The organism is Flagellimonas hymeniacidonis, from assembly GCF_008040165.1.
GTDB classification, from domain to species: Bacteria; Bacteroidota; Bacteroidia; order Flavobacteriales; family Flavobacteriaceae; genus Flagellimonas; species Flagellimonas hymeniacidonis.
The window spans coordinates 278,469-302,725 of record NZ_VRUR01000002.1; the positions used below are offsets into that span (position 1 = coordinate 278,469).

Annotated in this window: 20 protein-coding genes and 1 pseudogene; 18 read left to right on the forward strand and 3 right to left on the reverse strand. The window is 36.8% G+C overall.

Translation table 11 applies throughout. The features are described 5' to 3' along the window. Positions 1-14 precede the first annotated feature (14 nt). From FVB32_RS10105 to FVB32_RS10135, 7 genes are all read left to right on the forward strand, one after another. Positions 15-1,112 carry an acyltransferase family protein gene (locus FVB32_RS10105; RefSeq protein WP_246139865.1) on the forward strand — a complete coding sequence of 366 codons (1,098 nt, stop codon included), beginning with the start codon at positions 15-17 and terminating at the stop codon, positions 1,110-1,112. A gap of 76 nt (positions 1,113-1,188) precedes the next feature. Continuing rightward, positions 1,189-1,875, forward strand: a complete 687-nt coding sequence (locus tag FVB32_RS10110) for a 3-keto-disaccharide hydrolase (RefSeq protein ID WP_147743678.1) — start codon at positions 1,189-1,191, stop codon at positions 1,873-1,875. A gap of 5 nt (positions 1,876-1,880) precedes the next feature. Beyond that, positions 1,881-3,488: a glycoside hydrolase family 31 protein gene (locus tag FVB32_RS10115; protein WP_147743679.1), complete on the forward strand. Its 1,608-nt coding sequence runs from the start codon at positions 1,881-1,883 to the stop codon at positions 3,486-3,488. Then, a complete protein-coding gene (locus FVB32_RS10120; RefSeq protein WP_147743680.1) occupies positions 3,485-4,444 on the forward strand; it encodes a formylglycine-generating enzyme family protein in 960 nt (319 codons plus the stop codon). Before FVB32_RS10115 ends, FVB32_RS10120 begins: the two co-directional genes overlap by 4 nt. A gap of 29 nt (positions 4,445-4,473) precedes the next feature. Next, positions 4,474-5,808, forward strand: a complete 1,335-nt coding sequence (locus FVB32_RS10125) for a Gfo/Idh/MocA family protein (RefSeq protein ID WP_147743681.1) — start codon at positions 4,474-4,476, stop codon at positions 5,806-5,808. 184 nt (positions 5,809-5,992) lie between these two features. After that, positions 5,993-7,447, forward strand: a complete 1,455-nt coding sequence (gene nhaC / locus FVB32_RS10130; RefSeq protein ID WP_147743682.1) for a Na+/H+ antiporter NhaC — start codon at positions 5,993-5,995, stop codon at positions 7,445-7,447. Continuing rightward, positions 7,431-8,609 carry a trans-sulfuration enzyme family protein gene (locus FVB32_RS10135; protein WP_147743683.1) on the forward strand — a complete coding sequence of 393 codons (1,179 nt, stop codon included), beginning with the start codon at positions 7,431-7,433 and terminating at the stop codon, positions 8,607-8,609. Before nhaC ends, FVB32_RS10135 begins: the two co-directional genes overlap by 17 nt. 6 nt (positions 8,610-8,615) lie before the next feature. On the opposite strand, the gene FVB32_RS10140 is transcribed toward FVB32_RS10135, so the two are convergent. Then, positions 8,616-9,974, reverse strand: coding sequence for a Gfo/Idh/MocA family protein (locus tag FVB32_RS10140; RefSeq protein WP_147743684.1), 1,359 nt, complete (start codon positions 9,972-9,974; stop codon positions 8,616-8,618). A 71-nt stretch (positions 9,975-10,045) separates the two neighbouring features. Further along, positions 10,046-11,092, reverse strand: coding sequence for a LacI family DNA-binding transcriptional regulator (locus FVB32_RS10145; RefSeq protein ID WP_147743685.1), 1,047 nt, complete (start codon positions 11,090-11,092; stop codon positions 10,046-10,048). A 169-nt stretch (positions 11,093-11,261) separates the two neighbouring features. Here FVB32_RS10145 and FVB32_RS10150 point away from each other — a divergent pair, with 169 nt between their 5' ends. The 4 genes from FVB32_RS10150 to FVB32_RS10165 are packed head-to-tail and all read left to right on the forward strand — an operon-like array spanning position 11,262 to position 16,641. Next, positions 11,262-12,365 carry a GHMP family kinase ATP-binding protein gene (locus FVB32_RS10150; RefSeq protein ID WP_147743686.1) on the forward strand — a complete coding sequence of 368 codons (1,104 nt, stop codon included), beginning with the start codon at positions 11,262-11,264 and terminating at the stop codon, positions 12,363-12,365. Further along, positions 12,362-13,243 (forward strand): sugar phosphate nucleotidyltransferase, encoded by an 882-nt coding sequence (locus tag FVB32_RS10155; protein ID WP_147743687.1) that lies wholly within the window; start codon positions 12,362-12,364, stop codon positions 13,241-13,243. The genes FVB32_RS10150 and FVB32_RS10155 overlap by 4 nt, the downstream gene beginning before the upstream one ends. Further along, positions 13,243-15,084 (forward strand): glycoside hydrolase family 36 protein, encoded by a 1,842-nt coding sequence (locus FVB32_RS10160; protein ID WP_147743688.1) that lies wholly within the window; start codon positions 13,243-13,245, stop codon positions 15,082-15,084. Before FVB32_RS10155 ends, FVB32_RS10160 begins: the two co-directional genes overlap by 1 nt. Before the next feature lie 9 nt (positions 15,085-15,093). After that, positions 15,094-16,641, forward strand: coding sequence for a sulfatase family protein (locus FVB32_RS10165; protein ID WP_147743689.1), 1,548 nt, complete (start codon positions 15,094-15,096; stop codon positions 16,639-16,641). Positions 16,642-16,961: 320 nt separating this feature from the next. On the opposite strand, the gene FVB32_RS10170 is transcribed toward FVB32_RS10165, so the two are convergent. Further along, on the reverse strand, positions 16,962-18,323 hold the full coding sequence (locus FVB32_RS10170) for an ATP-binding protein (RefSeq protein ID WP_147743690.1): 1,362 nt from the start codon (positions 18,321-18,323) through the stop codon (positions 16,962-16,964). Positions 18,324-18,790: 467 nt separating this feature from the next. Here FVB32_RS10170 and FVB32_RS10175 point away from each other — a divergent pair, with 467 nt between their 5' ends. The 7 genes and pseudogenes from FVB32_RS10175 to FVB32_RS10205 all read left to right on the forward strand — a co-directional run. Continuing rightward, a complete protein-coding gene (locus FVB32_RS10175) occupies positions 18,791-19,126 on the forward strand; it encodes a single-stranded DNA-binding protein (protein WP_147743691.1) in 336 nt (111 codons plus the stop codon). 70 nt (positions 19,127-19,196) lie between these two features. Then, complete coding sequence (locus FVB32_RS10180; RefSeq protein ID WP_147743692.1) at positions 19,197-19,646, forward strand: JAB domain-containing protein; 450 nt, start codon at positions 19,197-19,199, stop codon at positions 19,644-19,646. Between the two features lie 10 nt (positions 19,647-19,656). Further along, entirely contained in the window at positions 19,657-19,854 is a 198-nt protein-coding gene (locus tag FVB32_RS10185) for a hypothetical protein (protein ID WP_147743693.1), read from the forward strand. Positions 19,855-20,257: 403 nt separating this feature from the next. Further along, positions 20,258-20,785 (forward strand): BfmA/BtgA family mobilization protein, encoded by a 528-nt coding sequence (locus FVB32_RS10190; protein ID WP_246139866.1) that lies wholly within the window; start codon positions 20,258-20,260, stop codon positions 20,783-20,785. Then, positions 20,786-21,814 (forward strand): MobB family relaxase, encoded by a 1,029-nt coding sequence (mobB, locus tag FVB32_RS10195; protein ID WP_147743694.1) that lies wholly within the window; start codon positions 20,786-20,788, stop codon positions 21,812-21,814. Further along, positions 21,811-23,295: a type IV secretory system conjugative DNA transfer family protein gene (locus FVB32_RS10200; RefSeq protein WP_147743695.1), complete on the forward strand. Its 1,485-nt coding sequence runs from the start codon at positions 21,811-21,813 to the stop codon at positions 23,293-23,295. The genes mobB and FVB32_RS10200 overlap by 4 nt, the downstream gene beginning before the upstream one ends. Positions 23,296-23,569: 274 nt before the next feature. Beyond that, positions 23,570-24,082, forward strand: a pseudogene (locus FVB32_RS10205) (TraM recognition domain-containing protein); the annotation flags it as partial. Positions 24,083-24,257 lie beyond the last annotated feature (175 nt).

Sequence of the window (24,257 nt, forward strand, 5' to 3'; positions counted from 1 at the left end):
TTAAAATCTTGACTATGGAACACACAACCTCAAAACGTTTATTTTCCTTGGATGTGTTCCGAGGAATGACCATGTTCCTACTCATCGCAGAGGCTGCTGGGTTCCACCATTCTTTTTACGAGCTGGTCAAGGATACTCCATTTCTTTCTGGCTTAGGGCAGCAATTACATCATCATCCTTGGCATGGGTTTCGTTTTTGGGATCTTATTCAACCCTTTTTCATGTTTATCGTGGGGGTGGCTATGCCATTCTCTATCGGAAAACGCTTAAAAACGGGGAACAGAAAAGCTGTGACACGTCATATTCTTCAACGTTGTTTCCTATTATTTGCCTTTGGGGTGTTGCTGCATTGCGTATACAGTCACGCATTGGTTTGGGAGCTTTGGAATGTATTGGTGCAGTTGGCATTTACTATTTTAATCGCCTATGCGATTATGAATTTATCGAACCGTAACCAACTACTAATTTCGATAGGTCTTTTAGTCCTAACAGAATTGCTTTACCGTTTTTATGACCCAGCAGCCCCCTTTAACAATGGAGCAAGTTTTGGTTCTTTTATGGATCGCGTTTTTATGGGGAAAATTAATGGTGATGGCTGGGTGACCATCAATTTTATCCCTACCGCCGCGCATACCATTTGGGGTGTAGTTTGTGGACGACTTCTTTTAAACAAGAGTGAATCTTCACAAAAGTTGAAAGCATTTGTGCTCTGGGGAAGCATCGCCATGGTTTTAGGAATAGCATTGGATATTCTGAATATCACACCCGTTATAAAAAGATTGGCCACTAGCTCATTTACATTGCTATCAGGTGGAATAGCTGTCTTGGTACTTACGCTGTTTTACTGGTATATTGATGTAAAGGGAAATGCAAAAAAATGGATGCGATTTTTTTCTGTAGTAGGCACCAATTCCATTTTTATATACCTATTTGCTGAAACGGTAGGTATACAGTGGTTTAGAGGTTTCGGTAAAATCTTTACGCATGGAATTCTCAATCCTTTGGGAATGGGAGAACATAGCATTATGGTGATCAATTCACTTTTTGTGCTTTTGATTTTTTGGTACTTGACATATTTCTTGGATAAAAAGAAAGTCTATTTCAAGGTGTAAGGGAACCAGCGTCCTCATCTGTTTATTTACATAAACAAATAGTAAAATATTAAACAAAATTGAAAACCTATTTAAAATGAAATATTTTATAACAATTCTATGTATTGCGATGACTGCGTTTTCTTGTAAAAAGGAAAAAGCTGTAAGTCTTTTTAATGGACAAGATTTAAGTGGATGGCATGTTGATGTTCCTGAAATGGATACCATCCCAAATACCATAAATCCATTTATAATACGAACAGGCATGTTGGTAAGTTTGGGAACTCCACGAGGTCACCTCATCACCGATGATGTTTATAAAGATTACAGATTAGAAGTTGAATATCGTTTCGCCGGCGAACCGGGTAACTGTGGCGTATTGGTCCATGCCTCAACTCCAAGGGCATTGTACAAAATGTTTCCAAAATCTTTAGAAGTACAAATGCAGCATGAGGATGCTGGTGATTTTTGGGTTATTGTAGAGGATATAGAAGTTGATAATATGGTGGAACGAAGAGGACCAAAGAAGGAATGGGGAATTACAGAAGGTAAAAAACGAAGAATTATTAACCTTACAGATGGTTCTGAAAAGCCTTTGGGTGAATGGAACACCATGATTATCGAATGCCTAAAAGATAAGATAAAAGTTTGGGTAAATGGAGATTTGGTCAATCATGGATTTAATGCTACAGTTACTAGTGGTCAAATTGCAATCCAAGCGGAAGGTTCCGAAGTAGAATTTAGAAAAATAGATATTTCACCCATAACCACTTTATCAAAATAAAGCGAATGATTAAAAAGAATAGTATTTTAATATTCACTTTTATACTTTTTTGTCTTTTAAGTTTTGGACAGGAAAGCATAAAAATCATTGATGGAGAAAGATGGTGGGGAGGAGCTGTAAATGATGGAATAAAAATGCCATTTGAAACTGGGTATGCATACGATATGTATGGAAACCTGCAAGGTAATCAAGCGCAACCTTTGTTATTGTCTAACAAGGGAAGAGTAATTTGGTCTGAGACTCCTTTCAAATTTTCTTTTTCCAGTGATTCGTTGATAATTAAAGGAAGTGGTGAAATTCTTGTTGAAGAGGGAAACCATAACTTGAAAGGTGCCTTTGGCTTTGCTTCAAAAAATTACTTTCCGGCAGATGGAAAAATGCCAAATGCCTTATTGTTTGAACAACCTCAATATAATACATGGATTGAACTGATCTATAACCAAAATCAAAAAGATATTTTGGCCTATGCTCACGCCATTATCGATAATGGTTTTCCACCAGGGGTATTGATGATTGATGACAATTGGCAAGAGGCCTATGGTAAATGGAGGTTCCATCCGGAGCGATTTCCCTCGCCAAAATCCATGATGAAAGAATTGCATGAACTAGGGTTCAAAGTTATGCTTTGGGTCTGCCCCTTTGTGAGTCCAGATACCGATGTGTTTAGAAGTGCTTCCAAACAAGGGCTTTTTCTTAAGTATCCCAAAAATCAGGCTGTGGCAGGTTCTCCTGTTTCCTACTTTGGCAATGTGGCCATGATCGGTTGGTGGAACGGGTATAGTGCCCTTTTGGATTTTTCCAACCCCAATGCACAAGAATGGTTCAAAAAAGAATTGCAATACTTGGTTGATGAATATGAAGTTGATGGTTTTAAACTGGATGCTGGTGATGCAGTCTTTTATCCGTCTTGGTTAAAGAGTCACCAAAAAAAAATATTGCCCAATGACCATACCGAGTTATTTGCCAAAATCGGGCTCGATTTTCCGTTAAATGAATATAGAGCCACTTGGAAAATGGCAGGCAAACCTTTGGTCCAAAGACTTCGAGATAAAGGTCATAATTGGAATGACCTACAAACTTTGATACCTAATATCACTGCACAGGGATTAATGGGATACGCGTTTACTTGTCCTGATATGATTGGAGGAGGTGAATTCAATTCTTTTTTGAATACCAAAACCATAGACCAAGAATTGATAGTTCGTTCTGCCCAAGTGCATGCCTTAATGCCCATGATGCAATTTTCGGTAGCCCCTTGGAGGATACTGGATGATCACTATTTAAAAGCTGTAAAAGCATCAATTGAGCTTCGGAAAAAATTCACACCCCTGATTTTGGACCTTGCCAAAAATGCTGCTAGAACGGGAAAACCAATTGTCAGGAATATGGAGTATGTGTTCCCAAATGCTGGATATGAGAATATCCAAGATCAATTCTTTCTTGGAGATAGCATTCTTGTAGCACCTATTCTAAAAAAAAATCAAACCAAACGTTATGTATGGTTGCCCAATGGGAAATGGAAAGGATTTAACGGAAAAACGTATAACGGAGAAAAAAAAATTGAGGTATCGGTGAATTTAGCTACCGTCCCTTTTTTTGAGAAAATAAAATGATTCATAAACAAAATATAGTACTAGTCGTATTACTGATATTCACCATATCAGTAATAGCCCAAAAAAGTGATAAATATTCACAAAAATTACCTGCAACAACATTGAAAATTGAAATGGTTGCAATTCCTAGTGGTTCTTTTAACATGGGAAGTCAAGACAGTGAGGAAGGAAGGGATGAAGATGAAGGGCCACAACGAAAAATGGATATTGAAGGTTTCTGGATGTCCAGTTATGAGATTACGTGGGAACTCTATAATCTTTTTTTACAACGTGAGTTGGACAATGTGGTATTTGCTGAGAAAGGCAAAGAAGTAGAAAAAAAAGTAGATGCCGTAGCTGGTGCAACCATCCCATATGTTGATATGAGTTTAGGGATGGGAACTGGAAAAAACTTGCCCATTGGAAATGTAACACAATTAGGGGCTTCAAAATTTTGTGAATGGCTTTCCGCAATTACGGGGGTCTTTTACCGATTACCCACCGAAGCCGAATGGGAATATGCAGCTAGAGCTGGAACTGCAGGTGCCTATTCTTTTGATGATGATGACTCTATAGAGGAATATGCCTGGTTTTCAGATAATAGTGGAGCAACCTACCATGAAATTGGCAAAAAAAAGCCAAACCCATGGGGATTATATGATATGTATGGCAATGTTGCGGAATGGACCTTAGATCAGTATAATGCGAATACCTATACAGAAAGTACAAGTATCTATATCCAAGTTGAAAAAGAATATCCCGCGGTAATTCGTGGAGGATCATATAAAGATTCTCCAGAAATGTTGCGCAGTGCATCAAGAGCATTTTCAAAACCTGTTTGGAAACAGCGAGACCCACAATTCCCAAAAAGCAAATGGTGGCACACCGATGCTCCTTTTGTAGGTTTTAGAATCATAAGACCATACATGACACCAAATCAAAAAGAGCAAAATAGCTATTGGCTTGGGAAAGAATAGCAATAACAACTTTGAAAACACATAAGAAGATGAAAAAAGACAAGACCTCAAAAAGACAAAACACCCGTAGGGATTTTGTTAAAAACACTACCCTTTTATCCGCAGGTATGCTATTGCCAACATTAGATGTTGGGGCAATGGCCAATGTATTTGAGAACAAAACATTAAAGCTTGCACTCGTGGGTTGTGGTGGCCGTGGTTCAGGCGCAGCTGATCAAGCTCTACAAGCCGATGACAATGTTGAATTGGTGGCAATGGCCGATGCTTTTGAGGATAGACTCACCAGCAGTTTTAACAACTTAAGTGAAAAATATGCTGGCACTGGCAAAATCAAGGTAAAAGAGAAAAACCGTTTTGTTGGCTTTGATGCCTATAAAAAAGCAATTGATTTAGCTGATGTTGTCATTTTAGCAACGCCACCTGGTTTTAGGCCACAGCACTTTGCCTACGCCGTTGAAAATGACAAACATGTGTTTATGGAAAAACCTTTGGCCACGGATGTTCCGGGAATTCGGAAAGTTTTGGAAATGGCAGAAGTGGCCAAATCCAAGAAATTGAACGTTGTGGTTGGTCTACAGCGCCATTATCAGGAAAATTACCTGCAAACATTGGATTTGCTTAAAAATGACTCTATAGGTAAGATAGTTTCTGGTCAGGTCTATTGGAACAGTGGTGGTGTTTGGGTTAAACCAAGAAAACCAGAATATACTGAAATGGAATACCAAATGCGTAATTGGTATTATTTTAATTGGCTATGCGGAGATCATATTTTAGAACAGCACATACATAATATTGATGTTGCCAATTGGTTTATAGGTGAATACCCTGTTTCTGCTCAAGGCATGGGTGGGCGTTTGGTACGTACAGGTAAGGAATATGGAGAAATCTTCGATCATCATTTCGTAGAATTCACATACCCCAGTGGTGCCGTGGTGGCCAGCCAATGCAGGCATCAACCAAATACGATGTACCGAGTGGGAGAAGCATTCCAAGGTACAAAAGGTACCGTAGTGACCAATGATGCAGGGACAGCTAAAATCTTCGATATCAATGGAAAAGAATTGCATTCCATTTCAAATAGCGAAGGACATAACCCATACCAGGAAGAACATAATAGACTTTTTGCTTCTATAAGAAACAAGGAAGTCATAAACAATGGTGAATATGGAGCTAAAAGTACAATGACCGCAATATTAGGGCGGATGGCCACTTACAGTGGTAAGGTAGTAACATGGGAAGAAGCTATGAAATCTGAATTGAGTTTGGTTCCAGAAGAGCTTTCTTGGGATGCAAACCCACCTGTTATGCCCAATGATGATGGTTCTTATCCAATTCCAATACCTGGTAAGACCGTTGTACTATAAACTATTTTGAAATTATTAAACATAGCCCAACTATACGTAAAACTCATTCACAAAATCAAAATAATTCGTTTAACTTCCTGCTCTTGCTTTTTAGCCCTAAAAAGTAAAAACAAAGAGGTGGTAAAATGGAAATTAGGTTTCAATGTATCTACATCTGGTATGACACGCCTAACAAAAAACTAAGATGGAAAAAAAGTCGATTAAAGCTGATAAGTTAATTCACAGCGCTTTACCTATTTTATTTTTGTTAGGAATGATTGTTTACGGCTTAGTTCTAAGGCCGTATTTTTTTAACCAGTCCGTAATTCCTTTGGAAATCATTTTCCTTAGCTCTTCTTTTTTCGCGGTGACCCATTTAATCTATTTGGGGTTTTCATGGGATACCATTCTGGCTAATGCAGTTAAAAAACTAACCAAAGGTTTACCCACTATTCTCATCTTATTCGCTATTGGAATAGTAATAGGAAGTTGGATTGTTTCTGGGACGATACCTATGTTCGTCTACTACGGAATTCAATTGGTCAACCCAGACTATATTTATGTATTGGCCTTCATTATACCTATCTTTTTTTCGATGTTCACTGGAACCTCTTATGGCTCAGTTGGTACAATAGGGGTTGTAATATTAGGGGTGGCAACAATAATAAATGCCAATCTTGCTATCGTTGCAGGCGCCGTTATTGGTGGGGCTTTCTTTGGCGATAAAATGTCTCCACTATCGGATACAACCAATATCGCAGCTTTAGCAACTGGGGTGGATTTATATGATCATATTAACTCAATGCTTTATACCACCCTGCCTTCTGCAATTATTGCTGCTGTTATTTACACGATTTTAGGTTTTGTGTACCCTGCAGAATCAGTTGTAGGTGATTTTGCCGAATTGGAAACCACGCTTACAGCCGTCACTTCTATTTTCAATTTCAATATTTTACTTCTTCTACCTGTTTTAATTGTTTTGATAGGCTCGTTTAAAAAATTACCAACAATTCCTGTGCTACTCACCTCTTCATTAGTGGCCTGTGTTTTTGCACTGCTCTTTCAAGGCTATGGCTTTGAAGACGTAATTCAATCTGTTTATAAAGGTTTTCATACCAACATGGCAGTATGGCAAGAAACCGTTCCGGAAAATATTAGTGTTCTATTTAATCGCGGAGGTCTTTATGCTCTAAACGATGCTATTATAATAGCACTTTTTGTTTTTTTATTTATTGGTATTCTTGATACCAATAATGCCATTCCTAAAATTGTCGAAAAAGTATTTTCATATGCTAAAACCAAATCATCAGTCATATTATCATCCTTGGCAGCTGCCGGAATAACCAACGGAATGACAGGGAATCAGTATGCTACCAGTTTTATTGTTGGAGAAGCCTTTAAAACGAAATACGATGTACTAGGAATCAATCGAAAAGTGCTAAGTCGTTCACTGGAAGATTATGGAACAATGATAGAAAGTTTAGTGCCATGGCATCCAACAGCGTTGTTCATGGTTTCTGTTATGGGTGTAGCCGTAGGAGATTATTGGTATTTTCAGTTACTTAGTTTAATAAATCTTATTATAGCTCCCTTAATTGCTATTTTAGGCATAGGATGTTTTTACAAAAAAGGCAATTCGGTAAATGAAGAAAAAAAATAACCAAAAACATAATAATAGCCCTGAGGAGCTTTCATATGAAGGGGCAATGGTCACTCCAATATTTCAAACATCCAACTTTTCATTTGAAAGCTGGGAAGCCATAAGTAATGCTTTTGACCATAGAACCAAAAGTTTCATTTACTCAAGAGGTAATAATCCCACTGTGGAAGTTGCCCAGAGAAAGTTGGCGGATCTTGCAAGGGGAGAAAGAGCTCTTTTGTTTGGATCAGGAATGGGTGCTATTTCTGCTGCAGTATTGCATTGTGCGCAAAAAGATGGACATATCATAGCGATAAAAAATATTTACGGCCCAACCAACAATCTTCTTTATACTTACTTGAAAGATAAAATGAACGTTTCCATCACTTTTGTCTCAGGAGTTGAGTTGGGTGAATTCGAAGCTGCTATTCAAGCAAATACTAATCTTATCTATTTGGAAAGTCCATCTTCTGGTATTTTTTCTTTACAGGACATTCCTACAGTAGCTGCTTTGGCTAAAAAAAATGATATCAAAACAGTAATAGACAATACTTGGGCAACGCCATTTTTTCAAAAACCTCTGGAAATGGGAATAGATTTAGAGGTGCATTCCTGTTCTAAATATATTGGAGGTCACAGTGATGTAGTCGCTGGTGTGATTATAGGAAGCGATAAATTGATTGGTGGAATCTTTGAAAAAGAGTATGAATGGCTTGGGGCCCGCATTGCCCCGGCAGAGGCCGCCTTAATTACTAGAAGCATAAAAACCCTGCCTCTTAGAATGAAAGCGCATGAAGCTAATGCATTACAGGTGGCGACATTTCTGGAGAATCATCCAAAAATAGTCAAGGTAAATTATCCAGGTTTAGAGAGCTTTGAACAGTATGATTTAGGAAAAAGACAGATGAGTGGTAATTCAGGTTTATTATCCTTTCGTCTAGCTACAAATGATTTAGAAAAAGCCAAGACCTTCTTTAATAATTTAAAGAAGTTCCGAATAGCAGTCAGTTGGGGTGGTTATGAAAGTTTGATTTATGCATTGGCCATTAGCTATGTCAAGGAGATGACAAGGGAACAATTTGCATCCACCGGTCTTACCTATGGGGATATGCGATTATCAGTTGGTTTGGAAAACGCAACCGAATTGATTCTGGATTTAGAGCAGGCTTTGGAGTTGATTTAGCATGAACTAATAACTATCCTTCATCCAATTGTAAGGTTTTCTTTTTATCCAAAGCCCTCTGGTAAAATCAGGAAAATTTTGTGGTTCCCCATTGTTTTCAATAGATACTTCGGACAATGGTGTTACTGCGCTCCAAGCAGCAGCATCATATGCGTCCATAGGTGGGGCAATGTTTTGCTTTGCAGATTCCACAAAGGCATTCATTACAAAAAAGTCCATCCCACCGTGACCAGAACCTTCAGCATACTCTCCAAACTTTTTCCATAATGGGTGGTCATATTCTTTAAGCCATGAGGTGGCCTCATCCCATTGGTGGGGCTCCGATTTGCCTTCTACATAAATCCGGTTTCCATCTACCTCCCATAAACCGTTTGCCCCTTGCACACGAAAACCTAAGGAGTAGGGCCTAGGTAAATTACAGTCATGGGTGATTATAATGGTTTCTCCCCTAGCTGTTTCAATGGTTGAGGTGATTACATCCCCTTGCTTAAATTTCACCTTGGCGTTTGGATGATTCTCCCCACCGTGTTTTACCACATAGTTATGCAATCCAATCGCTTTTGAAGCATAGGAACTCATCGAAACAAATCGATTTCCTCGGTTGATATCCGCCATTGCTGCTATTGGACCCAAGCCGTGGGTGGGATAGACATCTCCATTTCGCTTTACAGAATGTTCGGTTCTCCATTTAGCTTCAGAAATAGCTTTCTCACCAAATTCAACTCCTCCTCCATAAGGCTGTTGGCCATTATTGAACTTCACTTCTCTTAAATCATGTTGGTAACCGCATCTAAAATGAACTGTTTCACCAAAAACATTCTGTTTTACCATGTTGAGAATGGCCATAACATCCCTCCGATAGTTTACATTTTCCAGAATCATCATGTGGGTACCCGTTTGCTCATGGGTATTTACCAAATCCCAACATTCTTCCAACGTATTTGCGGCGGATACTTCCACACCCGCATACTTTCCAGCTTTCATCGCATCAACGGTCATACGAACATGCCACAACCAAGGAGTAGAAATGATTACAGCATCCACATCTTCTAATTCCAATAGATTCCTATAGTCGTAGTCATTTTTTCCAAAAACCTTAGGTGATTTACCGCCTCCAGGTTTAATCATTCCCTTGGCCAAATCTATTCTGGCAGGGTCGATATCGCAAATAGCCGTTACCTCAACATCTTCTCTCAATAGGATATTAGTAAGATGGTTTGTACCTCTTAGACCAACACCGATAAAACCAACTTTCAATTTATCTTCAAACTTGCTAGAGACAAAACCTGAAGCAATATTTGGAGCAAGTACAACCCCGGCTCCCAAAATTGAACTACTTTTTATAAATTTTCTTCTTGAATTCATGGCTTATTGGTGTTTTTGTTTTGTTTAAATCATTATGCTCTAGTATTGTTCTATCTAAAATTCAATCTGTATTAGACCGATGATCGCTCTACATAGCTTTTGGCATTTTCGGAGTTTACAATTCCAATAGGCAACAACTTTTCCTTAGGTAATACCTTTTTGAACAATAGATTTTCAATTACATATCTTAATCCTAATGAGGCCTGCATTTTAGGATCTTGGTGAATTAAAAAATCAATTATTCCTTTTTGAAGGTATTTTAAATTTTGATCAAGTAAATCATAGCCAATTAATGAAATCTTATTGTTATCGATTGAATCTAAAACTTTAGCTACTTCATAAGCTCTTGAGGTAGTGACAAAAATACCCTGCAAGTCCTTATGCAACTCCAGAAACGAAACCAGTTTTGTTTTAAACTCCTCGGTCATTAAGGTGATGGTTAAAGGAGAATTCAATCCATTCTCCATGCAATATGCGGCAAACCCTTGCTCTTTTTCGCGCATATGTCTTGCATTCTCATAAGATTCATTAATATGAACAATGGCAAAATTGCCTTTATCCGAACCAGACATATGAAGAAGTCTTCCTGCTGTCTTCCCGCTAAGAACCAAATCTTGACCAACATAAAGGTCAATGTTGTTAGATAGAGGACTATTAAAAGTGCCCAAAAGTATATCAGTATTGCCTAGCTTTTCAAGAATACTATTTGTTTCACGGTCAAAAAGAGGAACAAAGAACAAAGCATGTACCCCATCTCTATACGCCTTATGTCCCAATTGAAGAAATGACTTAGGTTTGAACGGGTTGAAATAGTATATGATCACATCTACAGTGAAAGCACTATATTCTGAAATTACTTCTTGAAGCCCTTCCTCACAAGGTCGCCAAAAAGGATCTAAGTCGGGATTGGGCAGTAAGACACCTATTTTATGGATAACCCCATTTTTAAGGGTTTGGGCAATAGGATTAGGTTTGTAATCGAGTTCCTTTATGGCAGCCATTATTTTTTCCTCAGAAGCCTTTGAAACCCTCCCTCTTTTGTGTAACACTCTATCCACTGTCCCTATTGACACCTCAGCTTTTTCTGCAATATCCTTGATAGTGTGTTTAGTTCTCATGGAACCAAAAATAGTAAAAAAGTTGTATGGATTTTAAAAAAATGTGTACGTTAACATAAATATGCGTGTACGACAACACTTTTTTGATATATTTGCTTTGATATTTGTGTTTAATAGCATGACTTGTATCACTTGATTTCAATAATCTTTATATTTTTTAATCCCGTTTATGGCTTTAGAAAAAATTGTTTCATTGGCCCCTGGTAGAACTTGTCTTTTTGGAGATCATCAAGACTATCTAGAATTACCGGTCATTGCATGTGCTATAAGCCGTCACATCACACTAACAGCTACTAAAAATGATACCCAGGAATTCATTATTCATAAACCAGATATTAATGAAAGAAGGGTTATTGATATATCGGAACCAATAGTAAAGATTGAGAAGGGGGACCACTTATTGACCGCACTTGCAGTTGTAGCTCGGTATGGGTGCATACCAAACAAGGGGTATGACATTCATATAAGTGGAAATGTAGCCATAAATGCAGGGACATCGAGCTCATCTGCAGTAGTAGTAGCTTGGATAAAATTTCTTTTGCTGGCTTTTGGATGTAATCAAAAAATTACTAAAGAGCTCGTTTCTAAAATTGCTTATCAAACCGAAGTGGAATACCACAATTCGCCAGGGGGGAAAATGGATCAATATAGCATAGGGCTAGGAAACATTATGTTCTTGGAAACTGATGCCAAGGCGAATTATGTAATATTTAATAAACCTTTAAAAGGATTAATAGTCGCTGAGTCTGGTATACCCAAACAAACTACAGGAGTTTTGGGTGAATTAAAAGAAAAAGCCCTCCTGGCGGTGCATAAGGTAAAAGGAAAAATACCCTCTTTCGAGTTAAAAGAGGTAACAAAGACTGATTTGCCTAGGTATCTTAATTATGTGTCAGACGACTTAAAAGTATTCCTCTCGGCTGCAGTGTTAAATCATGATATTACCCAAAGGGCGGTTAAAGAATTTCAAAAGGAAACATGGTCAGTAAAATCAATTGGTGCTTTAATGACTGAACACCATGAGATACTCAAAGATTATTTGAAACTGACCGTACCAAAAATTGACGCAATGATAAACACAGCTATATCTGCTGGAGCTTTAGGAGCTAAAATAGTTGGCTCTGGACGCGGAGGCAGCATTGTAATTCTTGCCAAAGCTGGAGAAGAAGAAAAAATCATTGACGCATTGCTAAAAGCCGGTGCCAAAGACGCCTATAAGGTTCAGGTAGATCCTGGAGCAAGAATAATAGAACCCAAAGAAATACACTCATGAAATCACATACAACTTTAATAATTCTTGCAGGTGGTGCGTCTTCAAGAATGAAAAAGACTGACGATTCCAATCAAGGAAATTTAACACAGGAGGAGATCGCACAGGCCAATGAACGCAGTAAAGGATTAATTTCAGTTGGAAAGGATAAAAGGCCTTTTATGGATTATCTATTAAATAATGCGCAAAAGGCAGGATATAAATACATCTATATTGTCGTTGGGGCAAACGCTACTTTATTCAAAGAATATTATGGGGGTAAAGATGGCGAGAACAAATTTCACGGATTATGGATATCCTTCGCAACGCAGCACATTCCAAAAGATCGGGTAAAGCCATTAGGAACATCGGATGCAGTTTTTCAGGCTGTAGAACAGTACCCAGAATTAAAAATGGCGACCTATTCCGTATGCAATAGCGATAATTTATATTCTGTTGAGGCCCTAAAAGCACTTAGGGAAACCGACAGTCCAAATGCGTTTATAAGCTATGATCGAGATAGTCTTGAATTTACCAAAGAAAGAATCTCCCGTTTCGCATTGGCTAAGCTAGATCACAAAGGTTATCTACAGCAAATTGTTGAAAAACCAGATTTAAATTTGATAGATAGTTACAAGGACAAGGAAGGCAAATTAAGGGTAAGTATGAACATATTTAAGTTTGATGGCATCATGTTTTATGAATACCTGAAAAATTGCCCGCTTAACGAAGTAAGAAACGAAAAAGAATTGCCTACTGCATTATTGAATATGATTCAAGACTACCCGGGCACCGCTATTGGCATTCCTTTTTCTGAGCATGTGCCTGATTTAACAGCTAAATCAGATATTATAGCCGTAAAGCAATATTTAGAAAAAAAACATGAAAAACTAGATTGGTAATGAGTAAAAAAAACAATGTAATTCTGCTATTTTTTCTTGTAGCGGGAACCTTATTTGCCCAAAAAAAAGAACAGAATTTTGAGTTAGCTGGACAAAAGGTTCAATTAACTGGGGAGTTTGGGGATTTTGAAACTGAAACTACTATCGAAAAATTGAGTGACGGTCTTGAAATCCTAACAATATCCCTGACACACCAAAAAGGAGCGACTCCTCCCGAATTTTCCCTCAAATGGAAATTACCTTCAAGTAATATCGCTGGGTATTGGAGCAGTGCTGCATTCAATGATAAAACGATAGGTCCTAGTTGGGCACCTTCCTCAGTTCGATCCATGTTGGCCAAACAAGCTCCTGTGATAACCCTTTTTGGTCATGATGATAGCAATCGATTGACTTTTGCAGCTACTGAAGCGCTAAACACAGTTGTTTTGAGTTCAGGTGTTAAAGAAGAAGACGGACTTGTTTATAACGAGATCACCTTCTTTTCGGAAAAGCATCAATCGGTGACGGATTATGAGGTTAAAATACGTTTTGATGCAAGACCAAAATCATATTCAAAGACCTTAGAGGAGGTAGCAGATTGGTGGTCTTCTTTTGATCAATTAATGCCTGTTGAAGTTCCCGAAGTAGCCCGAAAACCGGTTTATTCTAGCTGGTATAGCTATCATCAGAATGTAACGATGAAAGATTTGCTTGCAGAGTGTAGACTTGCCAAACAAATGGGTTTTGAATCCATTATTGTGGATGATGGCTGGCAAACCCTAGATAGTAATAGAGGTTATGCTTTTACAGGCGATTGGGAACCAGAACGGATTCCAGAGATGAAGGAGTTTGTAAAAGAGGTGCATGAGCTGGGTATGAAGTTTATTTTGTGGTACGCCGTTCCGTTTGCTGGCGAAAACTCAAAAGCCTATGAGAAAATGAAAGGAAAATTTCTCAGGTATTGGAATGGGCAGGGCACTTATGTTTTAGATCCTAGATATCCTGAGGTAAGACAATTTATTATCAAAACCTATGTAGATGCTACTAACAATTGGAATCTAGATGGTTTTAAATTGGATTTTATAGGAAGGTTTATTGCGGATGAGGACACCAAATTTACAACCGATGATGGGCGTGACTATGCTTCCGTTAATGAAGCTACCGATGTATTGATGACAGATTTGATAAAATCACTTCAAGAAATCAAACCAGATATCATGATTGAGTTCAGACAGCCTTATGTTGGCCCAGCCATGCGAAAGTATGGGAATATGTTTCGCGCTACGGATTGCCCAAATCTTTCATCTGTGAATAGAATCAGAACCTCAGATTTAAGGCTATTGAGTGGTTCAACGGCAGTTCATTCGGATATGTTGATGTGGCATTATGATGAACCCGTTGAAGTGGCGGCACTTCAGATGTTAAACGTGCTGTATTCCGTACCACAGATCTCAGTTAGACTAGAAGATATTCCCGAAGACCATTTTAAGATGATTAAATTCTACACCGATTATTGGCTTAAGAATAGAGCGGTACTGTTGGATGGTGATTTTCACCCAACAAGCCCATTGACCAATTACCCCATGCTTGAAGCAGCCAAAGACAAAAAAAAAATAATTACTGTCTTTAATGACCAAATTGTAGATATAGATGTAGCAAAATTTGAAGAGATTGATATAATCAATGCAAAAACAGCTGCTAGAATAGTAGTTGTGGTCAATGGAAAATCGAAAAACTTCCAGTATACCATAATGGATTGTCTTGGTGTGGAAACAAAAAAAGAAGCCCTAGAATTGTCCGACGGGACCTATTCTTTTAATGTCCCAGCTTCAGGATTAATTTCTTTTAAAGCGACCAATTAAATGATGACTATGAAGATTTACAAGAAATGGCAGGCAAGATTCTTATTAACAGTTTTGACGACAATATTGTGTATTTCATGTGCTGAGAAAAAACAATCAACGGAACCTGAATCCCGCCCAAATATTTTATGGATTTTTCTTGAAGACACCGCTCCCTTGTTAGGCGCATACGGAACAACTATTATTTCAACTCCGAATATTGATAATCTTGCAAAACAAGGTGTTGTATACACCAATGTTTTTATGCCTGCACCTGTATGTTCGCCAAGTCGTTCCAGCCTTATTACCGGGGTGATGTCTACCACCACGGGAACACATAACCATCACAGTTCTAGAACAGAAGAATCGGCAATTTATTTACCTGATAGTTTAAAAACTATTCCAGAAATTTTTAAGCATGCGGGATATTTCACCTTCAACAACGGTAAAGATGATTACAACTTTATGTATGATAGAAAGGACCTGTACACCCAAGATTATAAGTTGCATCCACTATATGGCAAAAGTGGAGTGCATTTAAACCTGAATAGCCTAAAGAATCAACAGCCCTTCTTTGGACAAATACAGTTAAAGGGAGGGAAAGAGATATTTTCCAATACTTTTAAGGACAATGTAAATACCCCAGTGGATCGTTCAAAGATAGTACTGCCTCCATATTTACCAGACCACCAAGCAATTGTTGAGGAATATGCCAATCACCTTGATGCAATTCAAATAACGGATGAAAAAATTGGGGAAATCATCAAGGATTTAAGCGATAATGGCTTGTTGGAAAATACCATAGTGTTCTTTTTTTCGGACCACGGTATGAGACTGACCAGAAACAAACAATTCTTATATGATGGGGGTCTACATGTTCCACTGATAATTGCCGATTTTACCAATAAGGTTGACAGGTTAGCACCTGGCATGGTCAAGGAAGATTTAATAAATGGATTGGATATTGGTACCGGATCTTTGGCCTTGGCCAATATTGAGATACCCAGTTATATGGAGGGGCAAAATATGTTTGCAGATACATATAAAAGAGATTATGTTATTTCTACCAGAGATCGCTGTGATTTTACCATTGATAGAATTCGTTCAGTACGCTCAAAGGAGTATAAGTACATTCGCAATTTTAAGATTGATAGACCTTATACGCAACCTACGTATATGGATTTCGATGGTATTGAGTTCGTTAAAGTAATGCACCAATTGCATAATGAAAAAAAATTGAATCAGATACAAGATAGGTTTATGTCGGACGAACGACCAGAGGAAGAATTGTACCATCTACCGAGTGACCCTTTTGAACTGAACAACCTAGCAAAAGATGCTAAATATGCTAACGTATTAATGGAATATGCTAGTGTTTTGGATGATTGGATTCTTGAGACCGATGATAAAGGGCAATATCCAGAAAATGAAGGAAATTTAAAATTGATGTTGGGCATATGGGGCAAGCATGCCATAAATCCTGAATATGATGCCATCCGAAAAAAGTATCCAGATCTAGAAGGCACCCTAATCTCTTTAAAGAGTACACCTGCCAAATTGGTTAAGATTGATGAGTAGCACGTAAGTAAGAAACCATTTGGTTGACACACGTAAATGAAAAGTGGTCCCTAGATAGAAAGATTCTTGTTTAAGAGAAAACAAAAAGGAGTTCCAAAGCAAAACTATGTGAACTCCTTTATTTTCAGTGACCTCGACAGGATTCAAACCTATCTTGTAAGTTATAGTGTTTTTAAGGTGTTTAAGAATGTCAAAGAATAAGAGGTAACTAAATAACTCCCTTTTTCATTGAACTAGATTGTTGTATAATGATTTTCAATCAAGATAAAGGTATGGATTTATCTCATCAAAATGATATAAAAAAAATGAAATATAACGGATTATGATAACTGATTACTTTTTATAAAATAATTGATATACTCGGGTATCAATGTGCCTAAATAATAAGGTAAATTCATAAGTAAGTATCTAGTCCCATTAGGTGTTTTTGTTTCTTGTATGGAAAACTCACCTGCATATATTCTGATAGCGTAAGGATGATTGGTACGCTCTATAAATTGATGAAGTGATTTTAAAGAACCTGTACTTCCAGATTTAATTTCAATAGGGATTACCTTTCCGCCCATAGCATAAACTAAATCAACTTCTGAAGATGCTTGTTTCTTTTCTCTAACCCAAAAATTAGGAAGTTCAGATGTATTACTTTGAATAGAAATTAATTCTTGTGTGATGATATGAGGTATAATAGCTCCCTTGTAACTTTGGCTTAAATCTTCCAGCATTAACATTTCTGCACTAATACCTAATATATGGTTAAGTATTCCTGTATCTAAAAATTGTAATCTAGGCGATTTTTTTAGGTCTGGAATTATTGGTAATTCAGTAGTAGTAGTAGGATAAATAAGCTGAATGATTTTAGCTTGATGTAAATTTCGCATAGCTTCTCCAACCTCTCTTGACCTATAGTTGGAATTACCGAAATTTTGAAATTTTATACGTTCATCAACTGAATATGCAGCTGTAGCCATAATATGTTTAAGCACATTCTTTGCTGTGGTATTTGTTGTGTATTTTTCAGAATCACTAATATAAGAACTCCAAATACTTTCATATATGGAAGATAAATCAATGACACTTTTAGTATTGACATATTGGCCAACTACCTCTGGCATTCCTCCTATGATGGTATATTGATTGAATAAATCAAGCAAGGTTTTATGTGCAACAGATTTTATAGGAATATTTTTTAATTGTTCCAGACTTGTATGATGACCAATCGCTTCTAAATATTCTATAAAATTAAAAGGGTAGAGATATAAAAAATCGACTCTTCCCACAGGAAAACTTTGAACATCTTTAAGAGCAAATTCAAGTAAAGACCCCGCAGCTATTACATGAAGTTCTGGAGTTTCTTCATAAAAATATCGTAAGAGCTGTATGGCTTTCGGCTGCTCCTGTATTTCATCAATAAAGAGTAATGTATCGCCAATATCTTTAGAAATAATATTATTAGAAATAAACAGAGCTTCAATAATAGTCTGTACATTATCTGTTTGCTCAAAGTACTGACGATCTACTTTTTTCTCTAAGTTAAGATGTATTGTGTGCTTATACGTTTTTGCAAATTCATTGACCAAAGTGGTTTTGCCAACTTGTCTTGCACCCCTGACGATTAAAGGTTTTCGGTTGGGTTTGCATTTCCACTTATGTAATTGTCTTGAAAGGTTTCTTTTTAGTGTCAAAATGATATTTTTTGCAACAAAGTAAATGCAAATATATTATTTTATTGTAACAAAGTAAATGATGATTTGATTGAATTTTGTACTAAAGTAAAGAATGGCATTAAAATTTGATTCCTCTCCCTTCCATTTTAAGCTTCCCATAGTGTTTTAATTCACTTACGGAGCCCTCGCCTCTACATTTTTTTGTCAGCAAAACAACAACATTCAGTTTTGAACTACGGCATAAACCAGGCTCATACTTCGCACTTTTTATACGTCTTATCAAACCTGAATATTAAATCAGACAGAGCATCAAAAAAGGTAACAACGAAGGCTCTATGGGAAGTAAATCAAAGTATCGAATTATGAAATCATCTCAAAATATCCAAAAAGGAAGTGAAAATAAAAAAATCAAAAAGGAAAACACTCTGGATATAATAAGTAAATCACTTAAAAGAAAATGAATATTAATTTTTAAATATATAGTTATGAGTAGTATTAAAAATCACGTACAATTAATTGGGAATGTTGGGCAAGAGCCTTCAATCACTAAACTAGAAAACGGAAAGAAAGTAGCTCGTTTTTCGTTAGCCACAAATGAATATTACAAGAACTCTAAAGACGAAAAGCAAACCGACACTAATTGGCATGCCATTGTGGCTTGGGGTAAAACGGCTGAAATTATAGAGCAATATGTAGGTAAAGGAAAAGAGATTGGAATAGTCGGAAAACTTAAAACTAGGAGCTACACCACAGATGACGGAAACCAACGCTATGTTACCGAAGTGGAAGCAAATGAAATTCTACTCCTAGGTAGTAAATAAAAAAGAAAGAGGGCAACTCCTGGTAGTGTGTGCCCTCTTTTTTCATTATTAATCTCTTAAAAAAGAAACAATGAAAGACAAAGTTAATGAAATACAAATAAGCTACAAGGATAGAATTAGCATATCCAAATCACCTAGCATCAAAAGTTCATCTGATGCTGCAGAATTACTATTCGAGTATTGGGATAAGGACACCATAGCACTATATGAAAACTTTAAAGTAGTCCTTTTGAACAACTCGAATAGGGTTAAAGGGATTTATGAACTTTCAAAAGGTGGGATTACAGGAACTCTAGTGGACATAAGAATCTTATTTGCCACAATATTAAAATCCCTAACTGTGGGGATTATTTTATCACACAATCACCCATCGGGAAAATTGCAAGCAAGTAATGCTGATATTCAATTGACCAAAAAAATACAGAAAGCAGCTCAGTTTTTTGACATAGCAGTTTTGGATCATGTAATCATTACTCCAAATGGCAACTTCTATAGTTTCGCTGATAATGGAATATTATAAATGGATAGTTATGATTTACATAAAATTTCAGGATCTAAGCGAAGAAAAGCAAGAGGAACTATTGAAGGTTTCTAGAGAGCATGTTACCTATCTTTTTGGAGATTCCATTAAAAAATATGTGGACAAAACAGGAGCAGATTTTGAACGTTTGATAGATGAGGAAACCATTAAAAACCTCTATACCTACGATTACTTTTTTAATATCTAAAAAGCTAAAACAGCACAAAAAGACCTTTCTATTATGAAGGGTCTTTTTTTAGTTTAAACCCTTAAATTTTGTAACTTCATCAAGCTGATATATAGCAGGTTTACTGTATGGTCGATGACTATTTTGATTTGACTTTCCTAAGACCATACAGATCAAAAACAAATAATAAAGGAATCGTATTCCGATAAAGAGCAATTGTCCTTTTTGGTCAAATTGTGTGATTTTTTGTCCCGTTTTCGGGACGAAAAGGAGCAGCAAGAGGGTAACACGCATAGCGATGTTACGAATTATAAGTATTTGAAAAACAGTTAGATATAAATTTAATAAACCGAAATGTTTTTTGGATTTGCAGCAAATTGCTTCAGAACTCCAACGAATAAGCATTTTTTTACAGCAAAAAAGCATGGAAGAATTTTCAAAATATGACTTTTCGGCGATTAACATCAAGAAAAAAGTAGCTGTTAGATTTAGAAAGTTTTCCAAGGAAATTTCAAAGTCCAATACAGAAGCATTAGCAGCGATGCTTAATTTTTTTGATTGGAACGACCTTTCCCCACACGATAACTTGGGTGTTAAAAATGAGCGAACCAATAAACGGATAAATGCAGTAATTGCCATTCTTAAGAACATTGAAAAGCACCAGACCAAACCGATGAATGCCATGTTGCAAACCCTATTTGAAGAAACCACCAATCTTGAAAAAGAAGAGGAATCTTTTGGTTTTGAAACTCCCCTAGTTACTTCGGAGAACGAAGAACTGGAGTATTATCGTGAAGGATATTATAACCTTAAGGAAAAGTACCACACATTAAAACTTCAGATGGATGATATCCTGTCAAAAGTAACTTATGTGAAAAGTAATTTTGGTAAAGGTTCTTTCAAATTAGATATAGACATAACAACCTTGGAAGAATTAAAAAAACAGTTATAGATGTACATCACCATTTCCCCTCAAAAAATCAGTGGAGACTATTCGCAAAGCGTTGGTGATTTTGTCTCCTATCTTGAAAAGGAAAATGAAGGAAAACCCATTGCGGAGCAGGAACACTTTTTTAACCAATACGGTGAGGAAATCACGGGTAGTGAAGTCATCAAAGAAATTGATGGCAATACTGCCAAACTTAAAAAGAAGGAGCCCAAGTTTTATTCAATCACCATAAATCCTAGTATAAGGGAGTTAAAACAATTACAAGACCCCAAAAGAGATTTAAAAACCTATACCCAAGAACTTATGAAAGATTATGCCAAGGCATTTCATAGGGAAATCAATGGAAAGGAAGTATCTGTAAATGATATTAAATATTTTGCCAAAATTGAATATCAACGATCTTTCAAAGGAACGGACAAAGAGATACAGGAAAACCAACCCTACGCTACAAAAATATTGTCGTTCAAACATGAAATTCGAGCTATCGAGGAAGGTAGGAACACGGGAAACATCAAAAAACTGGAAAACCAAATTTCTCGACTTGAAAAACAGGCCCCGCATCAACAAAATGGGAAACGTATTGTTAGAGGGATGCCCAAAGAAGGATCACAGACCCACATTCATATTATTGTAAGCCGAAAGGATATGAGTAATTCAGTAAGCTTGTCCCCAGGAGGCAAACATAAAGCTTCGGAAGTAATGATGCACGGTAAAATAGTAAAGCGGGGGTTTGATAGGAATGGATTCTTTGCAGCCTCAGAAAAGACGTTCGATAAGTTATTCCATTATAAGCGAAATTATGTGGAATCCTATAAGGCAAGAAAAACACTTTTAAAGAACCCCAAAATCTACTTTTCAGTCCTATCAGGATTGCCAACCAATGAAAGAGCAGTAGCCTACAAGCTACTTTCAAAATCCGGAGTTCCCACTATGAACATACCAACAAATAAATTGCAATTGACAGTAAAAGCCATTAAGAAAATAAAACAAGGTTTTGACAAGGCCATTCAATCCAGTTCCATAGGTATATGAATGCTTCATTGGCTCATATCGTTCTATGCACAATCATTCCCCTGATTACCCTTGCTCTTCTTTTCTATGTCTTTTTCCATACGGAAAAATCCGAAATGAAGGACAAGAAGTATCGAGTACCGTTTAAACTGAAAACTGGCAAATTTCAAATTGGGAATGTTAAAAGGGGAGTTTCTATCATTGGTTCTGCAGGTAGTGGAAAAACGGAGAGCGTTATTTACAATTTTCTGAAACATTTCAGTAAACATGAATTCTGTGGTATCATACATGATTATAAAGATTTTGAGCTGACTGAGATTGCCTATCCGCTTTTTAAAGACAAAGAGGTTAAATTTTATACCATATCATTCGATGAAATCCATTTTAAGGTCAATCCAATTGCTCCAAGATACTTGCCAAATGAAGAAAGTGTCAATGAGGTATCAAAAGTGCTAATTGAAAATTTATTGGAACAAAGCCTTTCGGAAGCATCAGGGAGTAATAAATTCTTTTCGGACGCCGTTGAAGGTTTGTTGAGTGGATTGATTTGGAAATTAAAAACAGCACACCATAAGTATTGTACATTACCTCATTTGATTGCGCTTTTTCAATCGATGAACACTAAGAAATTAGTTGCTTTTTTAAGTTCCGATTTGACTTCAAAAGCGATGGCTAGTGCCTTTATAAATGGTATCGAATCAGAAAAGCAGACTGCTGGTGTAAAAAGCACCTTGGCGAATGCCCTCAAGAAAATTAGTTCACAGAAATTGTTCATGATACTCTCGGCAGATGAAGTTCCATTAGATATTAATAATTCCAAAAGTAAAGGAGTTATTTCTGTTGTAAATAAACCACAATATGAATCAGCATATTCCCCAATCATTGCCACGATTATGCATACGGTTATAAAACAAATGAGCGTGAGAAATCAAGAATCTTCCTTTATATTAATGGAAGAAGCCCCAACAATCAAATTACTCAATATGCATCGAATTCCCGCAACCTTAAGGAGCTACGACATTACCACAGTTTATGTTATGCAAGATAAAATCCAAAACGATATGCTATATGGAGAGAAAGCAAGTAAAGCTATTCTAAGTAATTTGTCGTATCAGTTTTTTGGAAAAGTAAATGATCCTGATACAGCTAAATACTACGAACGGTTCTTCGAGATTGTAAAGAATCCGACACGAAGCATTAGCAAAGGAACTGGTCTTTCTTGGGATGCTAGGATTACCAAAGGGGAGAAAGAAGCTCCAAAACGTAGAGCGGATCTTTTTTTTAGATTAAAGCAAGGTGAATTTATTGCTTTTGCAGATGGGAAAGACAGAAAAATTAGATTCAAATTATTGAATATCGTTAAATTAAAGCCCGAGCCTAGACTAGTATTCACTAAAGAAGAACTCGACCTGAACTATCAAAGGATAAATAGAGATGTCAAAGGAATTGCTGATAAAAGCGTTAATACTTCATATAAGGGACCGGATAGGCGTCTATTATAACATTGTTTGGTTTTGTTGAAATGTTTGATAAAAAAGGAAAAGTATTTCAAAAATTGTCAAGTAGAGAGGGCCTTCTAGAAAATAAAACTTTTGCTCAGCTTAAAGAATTTAGCTACAAAGTAATTGTAGCCTTACCTTTTTTAGGACATCGCTAAATTCATAAAAATACCTTTATCGTTGACCGTTTCGGGGAAGAATTCTTCCCCGAAACGGTCTATGTATTCTCTCGGTGGCATATCCCCTAATGATGAATGGGGATGTTTCTTATTGTAATCCAGGAACATTGAGAAGTTATGATATTGCCACTATTTACGTGATGCTGGATAAAACTCAAAATGACATGGTTTATGGAGATAAGGCGAGCAAGGCGATTTTGAGCAATCTATCGTATCAATTCTTTGGAAAAGGGAATGACCCGGATACGGCCAAATACTTTGAACGCTTTTTTGAACTTATTAAAAATCCTACAAAAAGCGTTGGTAAGGGAACGGGTCTTTCGTGGGATGCCAGAATTACAAAAGGAGAAAGGGAAGTGCCAAAGCGAAGAGCAGAAATTTTATTTCGTTTAAAATAGGGAGAGTTTATTGGCTTTGGTGATGGAATAGACTACATGTTGCAATTCAAAAAGCAGTTTATCATAAAGCATATTCCAAAGAAAGAAAACTGGATGAAGGATGAAGAAATAAAACTAAATTTTTCTAGAGTATTTATGGAAATCCGGTCAATCTTCAATTCACAGATAGTTGCTGTTCACTATTCTGTTTACAAAATATTCAAGGCTTTTTAATTAAATCGAGTAAGGAAATTTCCTTTTTTATTTATGGGTAGATTGAAAGAAGGTGAGTAAGGTATCTTTAAGTTTAAGATTTGCCCTATCATTACGGAACACCGTAATTCCCATACTTCATCTTTTTTGCCGACAAAGAAAAGCGGCAATGGTGTTCGGCTACGAGTTAAAATCA